Source organism: Solimonas fluminis (genome assembly GCF_002930645.1).
GTDB lineage: Bacteria > Pseudomonadota > Gammaproteobacteria > Nevskiales > Nevskiaceae > Solimonas_A > Solimonas_A fluminis.
This window is the reverse complement of the sequence record NZ_PSNW01000015.1, coordinates 16,729-32,387: the sequence shown is the minus strand read 5'-3', so window position 1 is coordinate 32,387 and position 15,659 is coordinate 16,729. Positions and strand designations below refer to the sequence as shown.

At 68.3% G+C, this 15,659-nt stretch carries 19 protein-coding genes and 1 pseudogene; 10 read left to right on the top strand and 10 right to left on the bottom strand.

Going from position 1 to position 15,659, the window contains the following annotated elements; genetic code table 11:
• Nucleotides 1-32 precede the first annotated feature (32 nt).
• Complete coding sequence (locus C3942_RS19755; RefSeq protein WP_104232097.1) at nucleotides 33-1,040, bottom strand: 3-oxoacyl-ACP synthase III family protein; 1,008 nt, start codon at nucleotides 1,038-1,040, stop codon at nucleotides 33-35.
• 64 nt (nucleotides 1,041-1,104) lie between these two features.
• Nucleotides 1,105-2,112: an SUMF1/EgtB/PvdO family nonheme iron enzyme gene (locus tag C3942_RS19750; protein WP_104232096.1), complete on the bottom strand. Its 1,008-nt coding sequence runs from the start codon at nucleotides 2,110-2,112 to the stop codon at nucleotides 1,105-1,107.
• A gap of 216 nt (nucleotides 2,113-2,328) precedes the next feature.
• Here C3942_RS19750 and msrA point away from each other — a divergent pair, with 216 nt between their 5' ends.
• Entirely contained in the window at nucleotides 2,329-2,958 is a 630-nt protein-coding gene (msrA, locus tag C3942_RS19745; protein ID WP_104232095.1) for a peptide-methionine (S)-S-oxide reductase MsrA, read from the top strand.
• Nucleotides 2,959-2,961: 3 nt separating this feature from the next.
• Here msrA and C3942_RS19740 read toward each other — a convergent pair whose 3' ends face one another.
• Entirely contained in the window at nucleotides 2,962-3,819 is an 858-nt protein-coding gene (locus C3942_RS19740; RefSeq protein WP_104232094.1) for a DUF72 domain-containing protein, read from the bottom strand.
• Nucleotides 3,820-3,908: 89 nt separating this feature from the next.
• Between C3942_RS19740 and C3942_RS19735 the strand changes: the two genes are divergently transcribed.
• Nucleotides 3,909-4,190, top strand: coding sequence for a hypothetical protein (locus tag C3942_RS19735; RefSeq protein ID WP_104232093.1), 282 nt, complete (start codon nucleotides 3,909-3,911; stop codon nucleotides 4,188-4,190).
• Between the two features lie 82 nt (nucleotides 4,191-4,272).
• Nucleotides 4,273-4,527, top strand: a complete 255-nt coding sequence (locus tag C3942_RS19730) for a hypothetical protein (protein WP_133164369.1) — start codon at nucleotides 4,273-4,275, stop codon at nucleotides 4,525-4,527.
• Nucleotides 4,528-4,546: 19 nt separating this feature from the next.
• On the opposite strand, the gene C3942_RS19725 is transcribed toward C3942_RS19730, so the two are convergent.
• On the bottom strand, nucleotides 4,547-5,125 hold the full coding sequence (locus C3942_RS19725; RefSeq protein ID WP_104232091.1) for an NADPH-dependent FMN reductase: 579 nt from the start codon (nucleotides 5,123-5,125) through the stop codon (nucleotides 4,547-4,549).
• A gap of 99 nt (nucleotides 5,126-5,224) precedes the next feature.
• Here C3942_RS19725 and C3942_RS19720 point away from each other — a divergent pair, with 99 nt between their 5' ends.
• The gene (locus C3942_RS19720) at nucleotides 5,225-5,701 is read left to right on the top strand and encodes an EF-hand domain-containing protein (protein WP_104232090.1); all 477 of its coding nucleotides are present in this window, start codon (nucleotides 5,225-5,227) and stop codon (nucleotides 5,699-5,701) included.
• Nucleotides 5,702-5,784: 83 nt separating this feature from the next.
• Nucleotides 5,785-6,126 carry an EF-hand domain-containing protein gene (locus C3942_RS19715; RefSeq protein WP_104232089.1) on the top strand — a complete coding sequence of 114 codons (342 nt, stop codon included), beginning with the start codon at nucleotides 5,785-5,787 and terminating at the stop codon, nucleotides 6,124-6,126.
• 46 nt (nucleotides 6,127-6,172) lie between these two features.
• On the opposite strand, the gene C3942_RS19710 is transcribed toward C3942_RS19715, so the two are convergent.
• From C3942_RS19710 to C3942_RS19695, 4 genes are all read right to left on the bottom strand, one after another.
• A complete protein-coding gene (locus C3942_RS19710; protein ID WP_104232088.1) occupies nucleotides 6,173-7,342 on the bottom strand; it encodes a sterol desaturase family protein in 1,170 nt (389 codons plus the stop codon).
• Nucleotides 7,343-7,416: 74 nt separating this feature from the next.
• Nucleotides 7,417-8,196: a hypothetical protein gene (locus C3942_RS19705; protein WP_207766159.1), complete on the bottom strand. Its 780-nt coding sequence runs from the start codon at nucleotides 8,194-8,196 to the stop codon at nucleotides 7,417-7,419.
• A 54-nt stretch (nucleotides 8,197-8,250) separates the two neighbouring features.
• Entirely contained in the window at nucleotides 8,251-8,670 is a 420-nt protein-coding gene (gene arfB / locus C3942_RS19700) for an alternative ribosome rescue aminoacyl-tRNA hydrolase ArfB (RefSeq protein WP_104232087.1), read from the bottom strand.
• The gene (locus C3942_RS19695) at nucleotides 8,667-8,969 is read right to left on the bottom strand and encodes a PGPGW domain-containing protein (protein WP_104232086.1); all 303 of its coding nucleotides are present in this window, start codon (nucleotides 8,967-8,969) and stop codon (nucleotides 8,667-8,669) included. The genes arfB and C3942_RS19695 overlap by 4 nt, the downstream gene beginning before the upstream one ends.
• A gap of 272 nt (nucleotides 8,970-9,241) precedes the next feature.
• Between C3942_RS19695 and C3942_RS19690 the strand changes: the two genes are divergently transcribed.
• From C3942_RS19690 to mtgA, 5 genes and pseudogenes are all read left to right on the top strand, one after another.
• Nucleotides 9,242-9,454, top strand: a complete 213-nt coding sequence (locus C3942_RS19690) for a cold-shock protein (protein WP_104232085.1) — start codon at nucleotides 9,242-9,244, stop codon at nucleotides 9,452-9,454.
• A 92-nt stretch (nucleotides 9,455-9,546) separates the two neighbouring features.
• Nucleotides 9,547-9,717, top strand: a complete 171-nt coding sequence (locus C3942_RS22435; RefSeq protein ID WP_165797548.1) for a hypothetical protein — start codon at nucleotides 9,547-9,549, stop codon at nucleotides 9,715-9,717.
• Complete coding sequence (locus tag C3942_RS19685; RefSeq protein WP_104232161.1) at nucleotides 9,714-10,178, top strand: YaiI/YqxD family protein; 465 nt, start codon at nucleotides 9,714-9,716, stop codon at nucleotides 10,176-10,178. The genes C3942_RS22435 and C3942_RS19685 overlap by 4 nt, the downstream gene beginning before the upstream one ends.
• 190 nt (nucleotides 10,179-10,368) lie before the next feature.
• The gene (locus C3942_RS19680; protein WP_104232084.1) at nucleotides 10,369-11,385 is read left to right on the top strand and encodes a synaptic vesicle VAT-1 family membrane protein; all 1,017 of its coding nucleotides are present in this window, start codon (nucleotides 10,369-10,371) and stop codon (nucleotides 11,383-11,385) included.
• 3 nt (nucleotides 11,386-11,388) lie between these two features.
• Nucleotides 11,389-12,111 (top strand): annotated as a pseudogene (mtgA, locus tag C3942_RS19675) (monofunctional biosynthetic peptidoglycan transglycosylase); the annotation flags it as partial.
• Nucleotides 12,112-12,417: 306 nt separating this feature from the next.
• Here the strand turns inward: mtgA and C3942_RS19670 are convergent.
• On the bottom strand, nucleotides 12,418-14,004 hold the full coding sequence (locus tag C3942_RS19670) for a DHA2 family efflux MFS transporter permease subunit (RefSeq protein WP_104232082.1): 1,587 nt from the start codon (nucleotides 14,002-14,004) through the stop codon (nucleotides 12,418-12,420).
• A 168-nt stretch (nucleotides 14,005-14,172) separates the two neighbouring features.
• Nucleotides 14,173-15,540: a cytochrome P450 gene (locus C3942_RS19665; protein WP_104232081.1), complete on the bottom strand. Its 1,368-nt coding sequence runs from the start codon at nucleotides 15,538-15,540 to the stop codon at nucleotides 14,173-14,175.
• Nucleotides 15,541-15,659: the final 119 nt, after the last annotated feature.

Genomic DNA, 15,659 nt, shown 5'->3' with positions numbered 1-15,659 from the left:
CATCCGATTGGCAGCCTTGCGTTGCGGCAGCCTCACCACCGCATCAGCACCGCGCCCCAGGTGAAACCCGAGCCGAAGGCCACGGCGCAGACCAGGTCGCCCTTCTTCACCTTGCCCAGCGCCCGCGCCTCGGAAAGGCACAGCGGGATGGTGGCGGCGGTGGTATTGCCGTACTTCTGGATGTTGTTGTGCACCTTGCTCTCGTCGATCTGGAGCAGCTTGGCCACCATCTCGTTGATGCGCAGGTTGGCCTGGTGCGGGATCAGCATGTCGATGTCGGACACGGCCAGCCCCTGCGCCGACAGCACCTCGTGGATCACCTCGGGCATGCGCTTGACCGCGGTCTTGAAGACCTTCTGGCCTTCCATGTTGGGCCAGATGCGGCCCTCGTCGATGTCCTGCTGGGTGACGAAGGCCTCGCGCCCCGCGGCCATGCCGGGCCACTGCATGGCTAGGCATTCGGCGTCGCTGCCGTCGGAGTGCACGCGGCTGGCGAGGATGCCGCGTTCCGGCTCGTCGCTGGCGCCGATCACGGCCGCGCCGGCGGCATCGCCGAACAGCACGCTGACGGTGCGTCCGCGCGTCGACTTGTCCAGGCCGCGCGAATGCACCTCGCCGCCGATCAGCAGGATCTTCCGGTACTGGCCCGAGCGGATGAAGGCGTCGGCCATCTGCAGGCCGTAGACGAAGCCGGAGCACTGCTGGCGGATGTCGAAGGCCGGCACGTGGCCGATGCCCAGTTCGCGCTGCACCAGCACGCCGCAACCGGGGAAGAAGTAATCCGGCGACAGCGTGGCGTAGATGATGCAGTCGATCTCGCCGGCCTCGCAGCCGGCGTCGGCCAGCGCCGCGCGGGCGGCCTTGACGCCCATGGTGTAGTTGCCGTCCTCGGGCTGCACCCAGTGCCGCTCCTCGATGCCGGAGCGCTCCACGATCCACTCGTGGCTGGTTTCCATGACCTGCACCAGGTCGTGGTTGGTGACGACGCGGGAGGGGACGTAGGTGCCCAAGCCCAGAATACGTGCGCGCGGTGTGGTCACAGGAGTCCCCGGTAGTGAGGCGCCGATAGTAGCGGCCGGACCGGGGAATGGGGAGTGGTGGGCGCTAGCCTGGGCGCAGCACGGTCCTGAAGCCGACGTGCGAGGTCGGCAGGTCCGCTTCCTGCGGATGCCGCGCCGAGGCGCGGTAGCGCACGCAGAAGTTCGCGGCGCAGAGATAGCTGCCGCCCTTGATCACCGCCACCGCGGCGTCGATGGCCGGGCGGGCCAGCGCGGCATCGCCGTGCCCGTGGGGCTGGCGCGGGCCGGCGTATTCGTCGCGGGTCCATTCCCAGACGTTGCCGATGGCGTCGTGCAGGCCGTAGGCATTGGCGGCGTAGCAGCCCACCGGGGCGCGGCCGGCGTAGTGGTCGCGGGCGTCGTCGGTGTAGGGGAAGTTGCCCTGCCAGAAGTTGGCCTTGGGGGCCTCGGCATTGCCGACGGCGAGGTCGGCCTCCGGATTGCCCAGGCCGGCCTTGGCGGCGGCCTCCCACTCCGCTTCGGCGGGCAGGTCGCGGCCCAGCCAGCGGGCGTAGGCCATGGCATCGGCGCGGGTGACCTGGACCACGGGATGGTTGTCGCGCCCCTCGATGCCGCTGGCGGGTCCCTCGGGGTGGCGCCAGTCGGCCCCGGCCTGGTACTTCCACCAGGAGGAGGGGCTGGCCGCGGCGTCCGTGGCCGGGCTGGCGAAGACGGCGCCGCCGCCCTGGCGCTCGGCGTCGGTGACGTATCCGGTGGCGGCGACGAAGGCGGCGAACTGCGCGTTGCTGACCTCGGTGGCGTCGATCCAGAAGCTGCCGATCCGTTCGCGCAGCACGGGACGCTCGTCGGCGTAGCCGCGGTCGGATCCCAGCTCGGCTTCGGCGGCGGCCACGCGGACCATGCCGGCCTTGCGGTCGTCCAGCCAGCCCGGCGGCAGGCCCCCGTAGTGCGCGCAGCGTTCGAAGTTGCCGAGCGCCGCCTGTTCCGGACCGGTGTCCGGGGCGCGCTGCGTCAGCCAGGCGGCGAAGAGCAGCCCCGGCAGGGCCAGCAGGCCGCTCCCGAGCCATGCCGTCCGGCGCCATCCGGGCTTCACGGGAGCTTCTCGCGGGAGTGGGTGCCGAGGGCGGTATTCATGAGGCTTTTGCGGGGAAAGCGTGAATATATAGGCTGGGAGCGGTCAAGCCTGCCGAAAACGATGTTTTTCTAAGCATGTAACGCAATCGCCGGGCCGCCGCGCCTTGAACGGCCCCGTTGCGGTCATACTGGAAGAAGATGCGGCCAGCCGGCCGCACAGCCTGGTGGACGGATCATGATCAGCTCCCTTTTCGGCGGCAGCAGCCTGCGCATCAGCCCCAAGGATTTCCCGGCTCCGGCGGAGGATGCGCCGCTGGCGGCGCGGCCCGGCCGCGCGCTGGCGGTGCTGGCGGGCGGCTGCTTCTGGTGCACGGAGGCGGTATACCTGGAGCTGGACGGCGTGCTGTCGGTGGTGTCGGGCTACTCCGGCGGCACGGCGGAGACGGCGGACTACAAGAGCGTCTGCACGGGCCGCACCGAGCATGCCGAGGTGATCCAGATCGAGTACGACCCCTCGCGCCTGAGCTTCGGCGCGCTGCTGAAGATCTTCTTCGCCGTGGCGCACGACCCGACGCAGCTTGACCGCCAGGGCAATGACGTAGGCACGCAGTACCGTTCCGCGATCTTCTACGCGGACGCGGAGCAGAAGCGCATCGCCGAGGCCTACATCCGCCAGCTCGACGCCGCCCAGGTGTTCTCCTCCAAGATCGTCACGCGGCTGGAGCCGCTGGAGGAGTTCTTCGAAGCCGAGGCCTATCACCAGAACTACGCCGCGCTGAATCCCGGTCAGGGCTACATCCAGGCGGTGGCCATGCCCAAAGTGGAGAAGCTGCGCAAGTACTTCGGCGATCAGCTCAAGGGCTGACGCTCAGGATTCCTCGGGTTTCCACTCGAGCCGCAGCAGCTTCATCAGCGCCCGCGCATCGCGCGGTGCGCAGACCTTGGCATCGTTGTCGAAGTAGCAGTACACGTCGCGTGGCCGGCTGCCGCCGCTCCATTTGCGGATGCGGCGCGCCCAGCGACGCAGCGCTTCGTCGGTATAGCCGCTGGTGTAGAGCTCCTCGTCGCCGTGCAGGCGCAGGTAGACGAAGTCGGCGGTCAGTTCCTCGATGTACGGCCATTTGCCGGCGGTATCGGCGAATACCACGGCCACGTTGTGGCGGCGCAGCTGCCGCAGGAAGGCTTCATCCTCGAAACTCCCGTGCCGCACCTCCAGCGCATGCCGGAAGCGCACCTCCGGCGCCGCCAGCTTCGCGCGTCCGCTCAGCAGGGGGCCGCGGCGGCGTGCCAGCGCCGAGGCGCTGGCGGCATCCCGCGGCAGCAGGGCCAGGAAGTCCTCCAGCAGGCCCTCGTCGTAGCGCAGGCTGGGCGGCAGCTGCCACAGCATCGGGCCCAGCTTGTCGCCGAGCGCGAACAGGCCCGAAGCCAGGAAATTGGAGATTTCCTGGCGTACGCCGCGCAGGCGGCGGATGTGCGTGATGTAGCGGTTGGCCTTGACGCTGAAGACGAAACCCTCGGGTGTGTCGCGATGCCAGCGCGCGTAGCTCCGCGGCTTCTGCAGGGAATAGAAGGAACCGTTGAGCTCGATGCTGGGGAATTGCCGCGAGGCGTACTCGAGTTCGCGCTTCTGTGCGAACTCCTGCGGATAGAAAACGCCGCGCCAGGGCGCATAACGCCAGCCCGAGATGCCGATGCGGATCCTGCCCGTGGTTTTGCCCATGTTCATCTGAGCGGAGCGACCGGCGTTTCGTTCCGGTGGCGTTCAGGCGAGTGTTGCGATGCTGGTCCCCGAGCTTCCAGGACGGAGAAAGACACATGCAACGCAAGGAAGAAATCCTCAGTCGCCTCGATGAACTGCTGACGGCCGAACTGCCGGATGCCGGCGGCGGATTCGACTTCGACGATGACCTGCTGCCGGGACTCAGCCGGGCCGGGCGCGGCGGCGACGACCTTACCCCCGCCACGCTGCTGCGCGAGCACGGCAGCCTGTGGGCCACGCGCCGCGGCGAGGACGACATGGGGCTCGAAGACCCGGATGCCTTCGCGCTGAGCGAGGCCTGGGAACTGGAGTCGCCGCGCCGCCGCCAGTTGCATTGAAGCGTGGCGGCGTTCTGCATGCAGGCCTGTTCGGCCCGTGCAGAACGCCGCCCGATGCCGACCCGGGGAAGGAGAGCCTCCTGTGGAGACTGCAGCCGCTATCGCCGGCCCCCTGCTGATGGGCCTGGTGGCCGTGGGTGTCCTGCTCTCGATCAAGATCGCGCGACGGCGGGAGGCCACGCGCAGCGCGAGTGCCGGCCGGGCGTCCCGCGTGGGCGAGACGGTGCCGGCGCAGCCGCTGTCGCGGCAGGATGCCGCCGCCATGATCCGCCGTTACGTCTGGTCGGCGGCGGCGATCGTAGCGGCCTTGCTGCTGGCGCTGCTGCTGATGGCCTGAGGGACCTTCGGCGACGCGGTCAGGGAACCAGGCCCAGGGCACGGCCCTGCGTCAGGCAACGGGTCCATTCCACCAGGGCATCGAGCTGCCTGCGGATCAGTTCACGGGCCTTTTCGTCCTTCAGATCTCCGGAGGCATCGAAGGCCGCGCTCGCCGGGCCGATCATGATTTCCGGCTTGTTCAGGGGATGCATGTCGAGCGACAGCAGCACCTGGCGCAGATGCGCCTGCGCGCGCGCCGTGCCGAAGCGGCCCGCGGATACCCCCAGCAGGGCCACCGGCTTGCCGCCCCAGGCGCTGTCGCCATAGGGCCGCGAGGCCCAGTCGATGGCGTTCTTCAGCACGCCGGGGATCGAGTAGTTGTACTCCGGCGTGGCGATCAGGATCGCATCGGCGGCGCGGATGCGGCGCTTGAAGTCCGACACGGCCGCCGGCGGCGTCTTCTCCTGATCCTCGCTGAAGGGGGTGATCGGCGACAGGTCGAAGATCTCCAGGCGGACATCCTCGGGCAGCAGTTGCCCGGCCACGCGCAGGGCGGCGCGGTTGTAGGACTTTTCGCGGAGACTGCCGGCGAAACCCAGGATGTTGACGATCGACATGGCGGTTCCTTTGCGGGGATGAATGTGCGAAGCCCCGGAACTTTAGGCCGGTCCGGCGGGGTCTGAAAGATTGGGACAAGGATTGTCCGGAGGAATTTCATGAAGACCGTCAGCATCGTCGCCGTGGCACTCGCGTTCATGAGCGCCGCGGCCATTTCCCAGCAGCCTTCCGGCGCGCCGGGCCGTATCGGCGGCGTGGCTTCCGGCAATCCGGCCGCCGCAGGCGCCTCGGTGGGCGCCACGGCCACGCCGCCGGCGCCTGCCGTGGCGCAGCCCTCGATCAGCGGAGCGCAGACCACCCAGCCCCAGCCCCCGGGCGCCAGCGGCACGGTTCCTGCGGCGCCGGGGCTGTCGTCTCCGGCTGCCGCACCTGCCGCGGGCGTCGGCGGCGCGGTGGGCAGCAACGGCGTGGCCTTCCGCAGCCTGGACGCCAACGGCGATGGACGATTGCTGAGGGGCGAGCTGCAGGACCCGGCGCTGGTATCCAACTTCCGCACCCTGGACATGAACAACGACGGCGTGCTGTCGGAGCAGGAGTACCGCCGCTTCGACACGGACCCCTCGGTCCTGCGTTAAGGCTGCGCTCAGCGCTGCCGGTGTAGCTTCGGCGGTGCCGTCGGCGCCCGCCGGCGGGCATTCATCCCGAACAGGAGCGACACATGAAAAGGAATTTCCTCGTGGGCCTTGGCCTGACTCTTGCCGCGAGCGCGGCCTTTGCCGCCGACAACGGCGTACTGCCCACCGCGAGCCCGGGCTCCGCGCCTTCGTCCGTGCCGGGCGCCGCCGCCGACGTGGGTATCAGCGCGGGCGGCGACTTCGGCAGCCTGGACGCCAATGCCGATGGCAAGCTGACCCGCTCGGAGGTCAAGTCCAACAGCGAGCTCACGGCGCGCTTCAAGGCCCTGGACAAGAACAAGGACGGCAAGCTGTCGTCCGACGAGTACGCCGCGCGCAATACCGACAGCAGCGGCGGCTCGGGCCTGGACAAGCCGATCAACTAGGATCGCGTTCCAGGAAAAAGGGCCGCTCCAAGCGGCCCCTTTTTCTTCATGTCTCCGGCGCATGATGCGGCGGCTTGGACTGGCCGGCGCGCTTGAACGGCCACAGCAACTGTGCCCACCAGCCTTCCGGCAGCGTGTAGCCGAGCACGCCATAGGTGCTGGGCCAGCGGTCCCTCGGCAGGTGCTTGGTGCCGAACAGGGCGTCGATCCACGGGAAGTGCAGGGCGAAGTTCTTGTCCAGCGCCTCCTGTTCCGAGCTGTGGTGCCAGTGGTGGAAGCGCGGCAGCGCGATGACGTGCTCCAGCCAGCCGAAGCGTCCGCCGACGTTGGAATGCAGGAACACGGCATGGAAGGACACGAAGGCGAGATAGGCGTAGACCGCGGGCTGCGCGAAGCCGAGCAGGTACAGCGGCAGGAAGGTGGTGCCGCGCACGATCACGATGTCCAGCAGGTGCAGGCGCGAGCCGGCGATCCAGTCCATGTGCTCCACCGAGTGGTGCACCGCATGGAAGCGCCATAGCCAGGGCGTGGTGTGGAAGGTCCGGTGGATCGCGTACTCGGCGAGGTCCGCGACGATCATCACCTCGATGAACTGCAGCCACAGCGGCTGCGACTGCACCGCGGCCTGCAGCTGCGGGCCGGTGAGCCAGGCGAAGATCACGGTGGCGGGCAGCAGCGTCAGGTAGGTGATGAGCTGCACCAGCAGGTGGCTGACGAAGAAGTGCTGCAGGTCCGTGACCCAGCCGCGGCGGAACACGCTCTGTCCGCGGCGGTAGGGGAAAAGGCGTTCCATCGGCACGAACACCAGCGTCAACACGAGCAGCGTCAGGATGAACCAGTCCAGGCCCAGGTAGAAATGCCGCTCGCTGCCCTGGTATCGCCCCAGCGGCACGTCCGAGCCGCCCAGGGCCACCGCGATCAGCGCCAGCAGGATGCCGGTGACCGCCAGCACCTTCTTGCGCCGCAGCATCGCGCTGAGGAAGGCCAGGAAGAACGACAGGCCGATGGACAGCTCCAGGATCGCGCGCATCAGCGGGATCGGATACTTGCCGCGCAACTCCTCGAACACCAGGTACTCGGGATAGCGGAAGCACAGCACCGCGAAGATCGACAGCGCGCCGAGGAACACCGACAGCGTGCCGCTGATCCAGCCGTAGCCGAATCCGGCCGGTTCATCGCTGGCAAAGGTTTTGGTGACCCACTGTTCCATCGACATCGCGACTCTCCCTGTCCCTGCCTGGCATGTTACGGCGCCGTGACAGGGACGGGGAGGACGGCGATCACAGTCCCTCAGGGGTCGGGGACGAAGCCGGCCGGAAAAGGCTCCGGGCGGCGCGGCGACCCGTCGCGGCGGGGCTTGGGAATCACGCCCCGTTCCACCAGCCTGCGCGGTGAGTCGTACCGGATCGTGATGATTTCCACGGGCTTTTCCGAGCCGCGCTCGAAGGAGGCGAATGCCGCGCCGGACCATTGCCGCTCGCCATGGCCGGTGCCCAGCGGCGCGGCCTGTGCCGCGCGGGACTTCGACTCCGCCGCGGCCGGTGCTCCTGCGCCGTCGGCGCTGGCGCTTTCCTCCCGCTGCGGTTCGCCGCCTCGCCAGCCATGCCAGGGGCGCGGTGCCGGGCGTTCCTCGAACAGGGCGATGCCGATCACGCCGACGTTGTCCGGGCGACCGGTGTGCGCGGCGTAGGAGTCCGGCAAGGCGGTGAAGGTGAAGCGGGCGACTTCGTCGAGGCTCTTGCGCCAGCCGTCCACCTCCAGCGAACCCCAGGACGGCAGGATGTAGCCGCTCTGCGCCGTGGAGGCGGTCTGGCCGCTGATCACGTTGATGCCATCGACGCTGGTCACCGCCAGCAGGCGTTCCCCGCGGCGGCTCTGGAGGTGGATCTCATACTCGTGCCCGCGCTCGCCGGCCACCCAGGCCTGTCCGCGATGGCGGTACAGCGGTAGGTAGCGGCCGTCGCTGCGGTCGTAGACCTGCACCTCGACGCGGCGGCCGGTGAAGGCTTCCTGTGCGGGCGCAGCCAGGGGCAGCAGGGCGGCGAGGAACATCAGGGCAGGCTTGATCATGGACAGGCTCGTTGGGGACCTGAACCTGTAAACGCCGCGGCAAGGCTTTCGGGGTTAATCCACCGGCTTGCGCCGCAGGCTCTTCACGGCGCCGCGCCGCGTCTTGCCTTCCAGGCGCTGCTGGCGCTGGGCGCGGCTGGGCTTGGTGGCCTTGCGGATCTTGGGTGCCACCGCGGCGCGGCGGATCATCGCCGCCAGCCGCTGCAGGGCGGCGTCGCGGTTCATCTCCAGGCTGCGATGCTCCTGGGCCTTGATCACGATGACACCGTCGCGCGTGAGCGGCTGGCCTCCGGCCTGCAGCAGGCGCTGCTTGCAGTCTTCCGGCAGCGAGGAGGCGCCCACGTCGAAGCGCAACTGCGCCGCGTTGGCGGTCTTGTTGATGTTCTGGCCGCCGGCGCCCTGCGCGCGGATCGCGCTGAGATGGACTTCGTCCAGCGGCAGGCAGAGGCGGGGGTTGATGCGGAGTTGCGTCATCCGCGAATCCTGCGCAGCAACGCGCGCAGGCGCAACTCGATGGCGTCGAAGACTCGGGCGGCCGTGCGCGATTCGCGCGCCACCAGTACCGCCGCCAGCCCCACCACCGCCATGCCGGGGCCGGGCGCCGGCATCAGGACCACGCCGGCCAGCATCAGGACCAGGCCCAGCACCAGGCGGCAGGCCCCGAGAAAGGCGCCGCCCCGGCCGTGGCGGTGCTCGTGCCAGTCCTGGAAGCGTCTGCCCGGCTTGCCCCGGCGGAACTCCCGCCAGGATGATTTCAGGCGCGCCAGCGGCATGATCGTTTTCCGTGCAAACCCGGCCTATGACCGCCAGAAAATCACGGAAATTCCCCTGAGCCCTTGCTTTTTGGGCAGTTTTTCCGGTTTCGCTATCGACAAACCGCTCCCGGACGGGTAATGTCGGTCTCGCAGTCGCTTCAAGCATGTAAGCAGCATGGTGGTCTCCGTTGTCACAAACGGCTCCGTAACACCCCGGCTACGTTCCTTGATCGTTTGCACCCTGCGGGCGGGATGGCCCGATTTTCCTCAACGTTTTAAGGAATGTATCAATGAGCAACGTTTCCACCGGCACCGTCAAGTGGTTCAATGAAGCCAAGGGCTTCGGCTTCATCACCCCGGAAGGCGGCGGCGAAGACCTCTTCGCGCACTTCAAGGAAATCCAGGGTTCGGGCTTCCGCACCCTGACCGAAGGCCAGCGCGTCGAGTTCAAGGCGCAGCGCGGCCCGAAGGGCATGCAGGCGACGCAGATTCGCCCGCTCTAAGCCTCACCGCTTGGTCAAAGAACCGCGGCCTCGTGCCGCGGTTTTTTTATGCCCGAATCTTTTCTGCATATCCGCGCGCTAGGCTTGCCGCCATGAAGATCTACGTCGATGCCGACGCCTGCCCAAAGGTGATCAAGGGTGATTCGCCGCGCTTTGGCGATGACTCGATGTCATCGCCTGCGGCGGATCACGGGCGGCCATGGATGGCTGCCCGGGGGCTCAATGGGCGAAGTGAAGTCTCGCCATGGATGGCGCCACCATGAACATCTGGGTCGATGCCGACGCCTGTCCGAAGGTGATCAAGGAAATCCTGTTCCGCGCTGCCCTGCGTAAGCAGCTGGAGTTGGTTCTCGTCGCCAACCAGCCCCTGGCCGTGCCGCGCCAGCCCGGGGTGCGTGCCGTGACCGTGCCGCAGGGATTCGACGTGGCCGACAAGGCGATCGTGGACTGGGCGCAGGCCGGCGATATCGTCATCACCAACGACATCCCGCTGGCCGCGGGGGCGGTGGACAAGGGCGCGGTGGCGATCAGCCCGCGCGGCCAGCTCTGGACGCGCGAGAACGTGCGCCAGGCCCTGGGCCTGCGCAACTTCATGGATGAACTGCGCGGCGCCGGCGTGCAGACCGGCGGCCCCGCGGCGCTGGATCAACGTGACCGGCAAGCCTTCGCGGCGCAGCTCGACCGGCTGCTGGTGAAGGTTCCGGCGAGGAAGCCCATGGCGTGAAAGCCGCCTGCGGGAGTGCCTGCGTCGCCATGGGGGAGCAGCTGCGTCGCTGATCTGGGTGCGGTTCGCCTTCGGCGGGTCCAGGGTGAACGGCAATCTCGCTCCTCCTTGCTGGCCGGTCCATCCGGCCATCGAAACCCCATTCCGATCCGTGTAGGGTTCTAGCCCTCGATCATGGGGAGCCCAGGGCATGAAGCAGGTCACCATCACCGGCCACGGCGGTCCGGACAAGCTGCAGGTCCGCGAGTCGCCGGACCCGGTGCCCGCGGCGGGTGAATTGCGCGTGCGGGTCCGCGCCACCGGGATCAACTTCGCCGACATCCTCGCCCGCCAGGGCCTCTATCCGGACGCGCCGAAGACGCCCTGCGTGGTCGGCTACGAGGTGTCCGGCACGGTCGATGCGGTCGGTCCCGGCGTCGATGGCGGCTGGGTCGGGCAGGACGTGTTCGGCCTGACGCGCTTCGGCGGCTACTCGGACACGGTGGTGGTGCCGCAGGGGCAGATGTTCGCCAAGCCCGCCAGCCTCAGCCACGAGCAGGCGGCGGCCATCCCGGTGAACTACCTGACGGCCTGGCAGCTGCTGGTGGCGGCGGGCTCGCTGTCGGCCGACGAGACGGTGTTGATCCACAACGCCGGCGGCGGGGTCGGCCTGGCGGCGATCGACGTGGCTCGCCATGTCGGCGCCACGATCTATGGCACCGCCAGCGCCGGCAAGCACGCCTTCCTGAAGTCGCGCGGCCTGCACGAGGCCATCGACTACCGCGGCAAGGACTGGACGAGGGAATTGCACAGGCTCACGGGCGGCCGCGGCGTGGAGCTGATCACCGATCCCATCGGCGGCGGCCACTGGAAGAAGAGCTACAAGGCGCTGCGCCACAGCGGGCGGCTGGGCATGTTCGGCATCTCGGTGGTGACCGAATCGGGCCTGCTGGGGCCGCTCAAGCTGCTCAAGGCCGTGAGCGGCATGCCGCTGTTCAATCCCGTGAGCCTGATGAACGACAACCGCGGCGTGTTCGGCGTGAACATGGGCCATATGTGGCACGAGACCGCCAAGATCCGCGGCTGGATGGAGAAGCTGCTGGAAGGCGTGCGCGACGGCTGGGTGCGGCCGCACGTGGACCGGACCTGGCCGCTGGCCCAGGCCGGGGAGGCTCAGGCCTACATCGAATCCCGCGGTAACATCGGCAAGATCATCCTCATTCCCTGATCCATGGATCGCAAGGAACCCTCGCTTGATTCCGCAGACAACCCGCCGCTGCGCGCACAGCGCGGCGCACCCGTAGTGGCCGCCCGTCCTCGCCGCAAAAGCGGCCTGCGCCGCTGGTTCTGGCGGCTGCTGCTGGTCCTGGTGCTGTTCGTGCCGGTGACGCTGCTGCTGATGCGCTGGCTGCCCGTTCCCATCACGGCCTTCATGCTGCAGAGCTCCCAGTGGCCGCTGCAGCACGATTGGGTGCCGGCCTCGCAGATCGCGGATGTGGCACGCAAGGCGGTGGTGGCCTCGGAGGACCAGAAATTCTGGGACCACAACGGCTTCGACCTGGAGGCGATCGACAAGGCGCGCAAGCACAACAAGCGCGGCAAGAAGATCCGTGGTGCGTCCACCATCAGCCAGCAGACCGCCAAGAACCTCTACCTGTGGCCGGGTGGCGGCTACTTCCGCAAGGGCGTGGAGGCGGGCATCACGGTGCTGATGGAGCTGATGTGGCCCAAGGAGCGCATCCTGGAGGTCTACCTCAACATCGCCGAATTCGGCCCCGGCATCTACGGCGTGGAGGCGGCCTCGCAGGCCTACTTCAGGAAGCCGGCTGCCAAGCTCACCGCCAACGAGGCGGCGCGGCTGGCGGCGGTGCTGCCCAGTCCCAGGCGCTGGAGCGCCAAGGCACCGGGCGCCTACGTGCAGAAGCGTGTGCGCTGGATCATGGGCCAGATGGGCTACGGCGCCCGCGTGGCCGAGCCGGAGCCGCCGCCGCCCTTGCCGGGCGAGCCGATGGAGCCCGAGACGGGCGGATTGTTCGGCGGCAGCGATGCCGCGCCTGCGGCGGACGTCCCCGCGGCGACGGATGCGCCAGTGGAGCCGGCGCCCGCGGAGGGCGAGGCGCCTGTGCCGGTGGAAGCTCCGGTGGAGAGTGCGCCGGTGCCTGCGGAGGCGCCGGTGGAGGCCGCGCCGCCCGCAGCGGAGCCTGCCGCGGCGCCGTGAATCCTTCCCTCTTCCGCTGCGGGAGAGGGGAGCAAGGAAGCGTCAGTGTGCGCTCTCCGTCGCCGGGTTCTCCGTCAGCCTGTAGCGCGAGGTGAACAACAGCATCGGCACGGCCAGCACGCTGATCCAGGCGATCAGGATCAGCGCGTCGTTGTAGGTCAGCACGCTGACCTGGCGCTCGATGCGCAGGGCCAGCTCCACCAGCGGCAGCGGCAGGTCCTGCGACCAGCCGCCGTGTTCGGCCACGAAATCCCGCACCGGGTTGCGCGACAGGCTCAGCGATTCCGTGAGATTCTGCTCGTGCACGGCCCGTCGCCAGAAGATGATGGTGTTGATCGAGGCCAGGCCCAAGGCGCCGCCGAGGTTGCGCATCAGGCTGTACATGGCGCTGGCATTCTTCAGTTCCTGCATCGGCAGCGTGCACAGCGACAGCGTGGAGCAGCAGACCAGGGCCAGCATGAAGCCGGCGCCGCGCAGGAACTGCGGCAGCGCCAGTTCGGCGAAGCCGGTGTCGCCGGTGAGGTCGGTCATCATCCAGCTGCCGGATGCGACCAGCAGCGCGCCGAAGGCAAACAGCAGGCGCATGTCGTACTTGCGCGTCAGGCGGGCCGCGAAGGGCGCCGCCAGGAACATCGACAGGCCGCCGACCATCAGGGTGTTGCCGATCTGCTGGGAGGTGAAGTCGCGCAGCTGGCCCAGGAACACCGGCACGATGTAGTTGGTGGCGAACAGCGAGATGCTGAGGAACAGCGCAGCGACGTTGGCCCAGAGGAAGTGGCGGTTGCGGAACGGCCGCAGGCTGACGATGGGATTGTCGTGTGTCGTCACGCGGTGGAAGAACAGCAGGCCGGAGACGGTGCAGACCAGCGCCCAGCTGGCGATGGCCGGGTCATCCAGCCAGTTGTGCCCGGGACCTTCCTCCAGCACCCATTGCATCGAGCCGAGGAACAGGGCCATGTAGGCACTGCCGCGCAGGTCGATGCTGCGCCACAGCGTCCAGTCGGGCCGGTCGATGCGCACCAGCTGCCACACCAGGCCGCCGACGGCCAGGCCGGGCAGCAGGTTGATCAGGAACAGCCAGTGCCAGGACGTGGCGTCGGTGATCCAGCCGCCGATGATCGGGCCCAGCACCGGCGCCGTGCTCATGGTGATGCCGGCCACCACCTGCGGCACCAGGCGCTTCTTCGGCGAGGGGAACAGCGCGTACATCGCGGCGAAGGAGCAGGGGATCATGCCGCCGCCGAGGAAGCCCTGCAGCGCACGGAACAGGATCATCGACTCGATGCTCCAGGCGGTGGCGCAGAGCGCGCTGGCCAGCGTGAAGCCAAGGACGCTGACGGTGTAGTAGAGGCGCGTGGACATCATCCGCGTCAGGTAGCCGGACAGCGGGATCGCGATGACCTCGGCGATCAGGTAGGAGGACTGGATCCAGCCCAGTTCGGTGGGCGTGGCGGACAGGCCGGCCTGGATCTGGTTGAGGCTGCTGGCGACGATCTGGATGTCGAGGAAGGCCATGAACGCGCCGAAGCTCATGGCGACGAAGCCGTACCAGGCGCGCCGCTCCTCCGGCGACAGCGCGCCGCGCGGCTCCTCCTGGGGGAGGCTGGCCGAGTGGGCCGGGACGCTCATGGGCTGCGCGGGATCATCGTGGAGGCAGTATTCCGCCGCGCGCCGGGCGGCGAATCCCCCGATGCGATGAGAAATGGCTTGAGCTCGCCTCTCCCTGCGGGGAGAGGCGTTCCCAAAGGAAAACACCCGGCCGGAGCCGGGTGTCTGAGGGGGCTGAAAGGCGGGAGCCTAGTTGCGGTAGCCCTTCACCTTGACCTTGAAGCTGGTCGCCGGCCCCGGCGTGGGGGCGGTCTTGGTCTTGAGCTCGTAGTGGGGCGGGTCCAGTTCCAGGTCCAGCTTGTGGAACAGGCGCGCCATCGACAGCGCGATCTGCACCTCTGCCAGGCTCTTGCCCAGGCAGGTGTGCGGGCCGCGGCCATAGGGCGAGTAGACGCCGGGCTGCATGTGCTCGGCGCGGGGCTTGGCGTAGCGGTCGATGTCGAACTTCTTGGCGTTGGGCCAGTACTCTTCCATGAAATGCGGCACGCTGGTGGCGATGTAGATCATCTCGCCGGCGTGGATCTGGTGGCCCTCGAACACGAAGTCCTTGGTGGCGGTGCGCATCTGGGCCACGGCGATCGGGTAGAGGCGCATGGTCTCCATGATCGCGCCGTTGAGCGCCGGCAGCTTCTTCAGCAGGCCGTCCTCGTCCACCGTGCCGGCGGCGAACAGCTCGTCCACCTCCTTGAGCACGCGGGCCTTCACGTCCGGGTTCTTCAGCACCGTGTAGGTGATGGCGGCGGTGGTGTTGGCCACGGTGTCCAGGCCGGCGACGTAGGGGCCGGTCAGCGTCACGATCAGGTCGGAGGCCGGCATCACGTCCGGCTGCGTCAGGTGCGCGTGGTAGATGTCGTCGATCAGGTTGCGCTCTTCTTCCTTGATCGTCTTGGAACGGGCCTTGGCCTGGGCGATCATCTTCTCGCCCAGCTCGAACACGCGCGACTTGGCCTTCTTGTACTGCGGGTTCTTCAGCAGGATCTTCGGGCGCTGGCGCGTCACCAGCACGTTGAGGATGTGCAGGATCGTGGTGCGGATGTCCTTGACGTACTCCAGCGGCGCGGCACCGGTCAGGATGGTGCCGAGCTGGTCCACCACCATGTACTGCATCGCCGGCAGCACGCTCACCGACTTGCCCACCGGCCAGTCGCGCTTGAGGGCGCCGTCGGTGATCTGCACCAGCTCGTTGTAGCGGCCCTTGATCGACTCGCGCGAGTAGCCGCTGCGCATGATGTCGCGCAGCTGCTTGTGGGATTCGCCGTCCTCGCCGGTCAGCATGCGGGTGGCGCCGTACTCTTCCACCAGGCCCTGCCAGAACTCCTTGGAGCGCAGGCTTTCCTTGCCCTCGCGGGTGCCCAGGAAGTTGGCGGCCTCGACACCGGCGATCACGCAGTACTTGTTGCCCAGCACGTTGACCCGGAACACCGGGCCGTACTTGCGGTAGTTGTCCACGAAGAACTGGGCCGGGTCCTTGGCCATGCCGAGGACGCTGCCGATCAGGGGCAGGCCGGGGACCTGCGGGGTGGGGCGCAGCTCGAGCGACGGGGTGGCGGTGGACACGGCTTCTTCCTCGAATAGTGGTCATGGGCGGACAGGGGTCCGCCAGGGTGGCGTATTGGTACCAAACCGGGCCCGGGCCGAATTCATCCGGGCGGAGTAGGCGGCGGATCGGCCAAAGG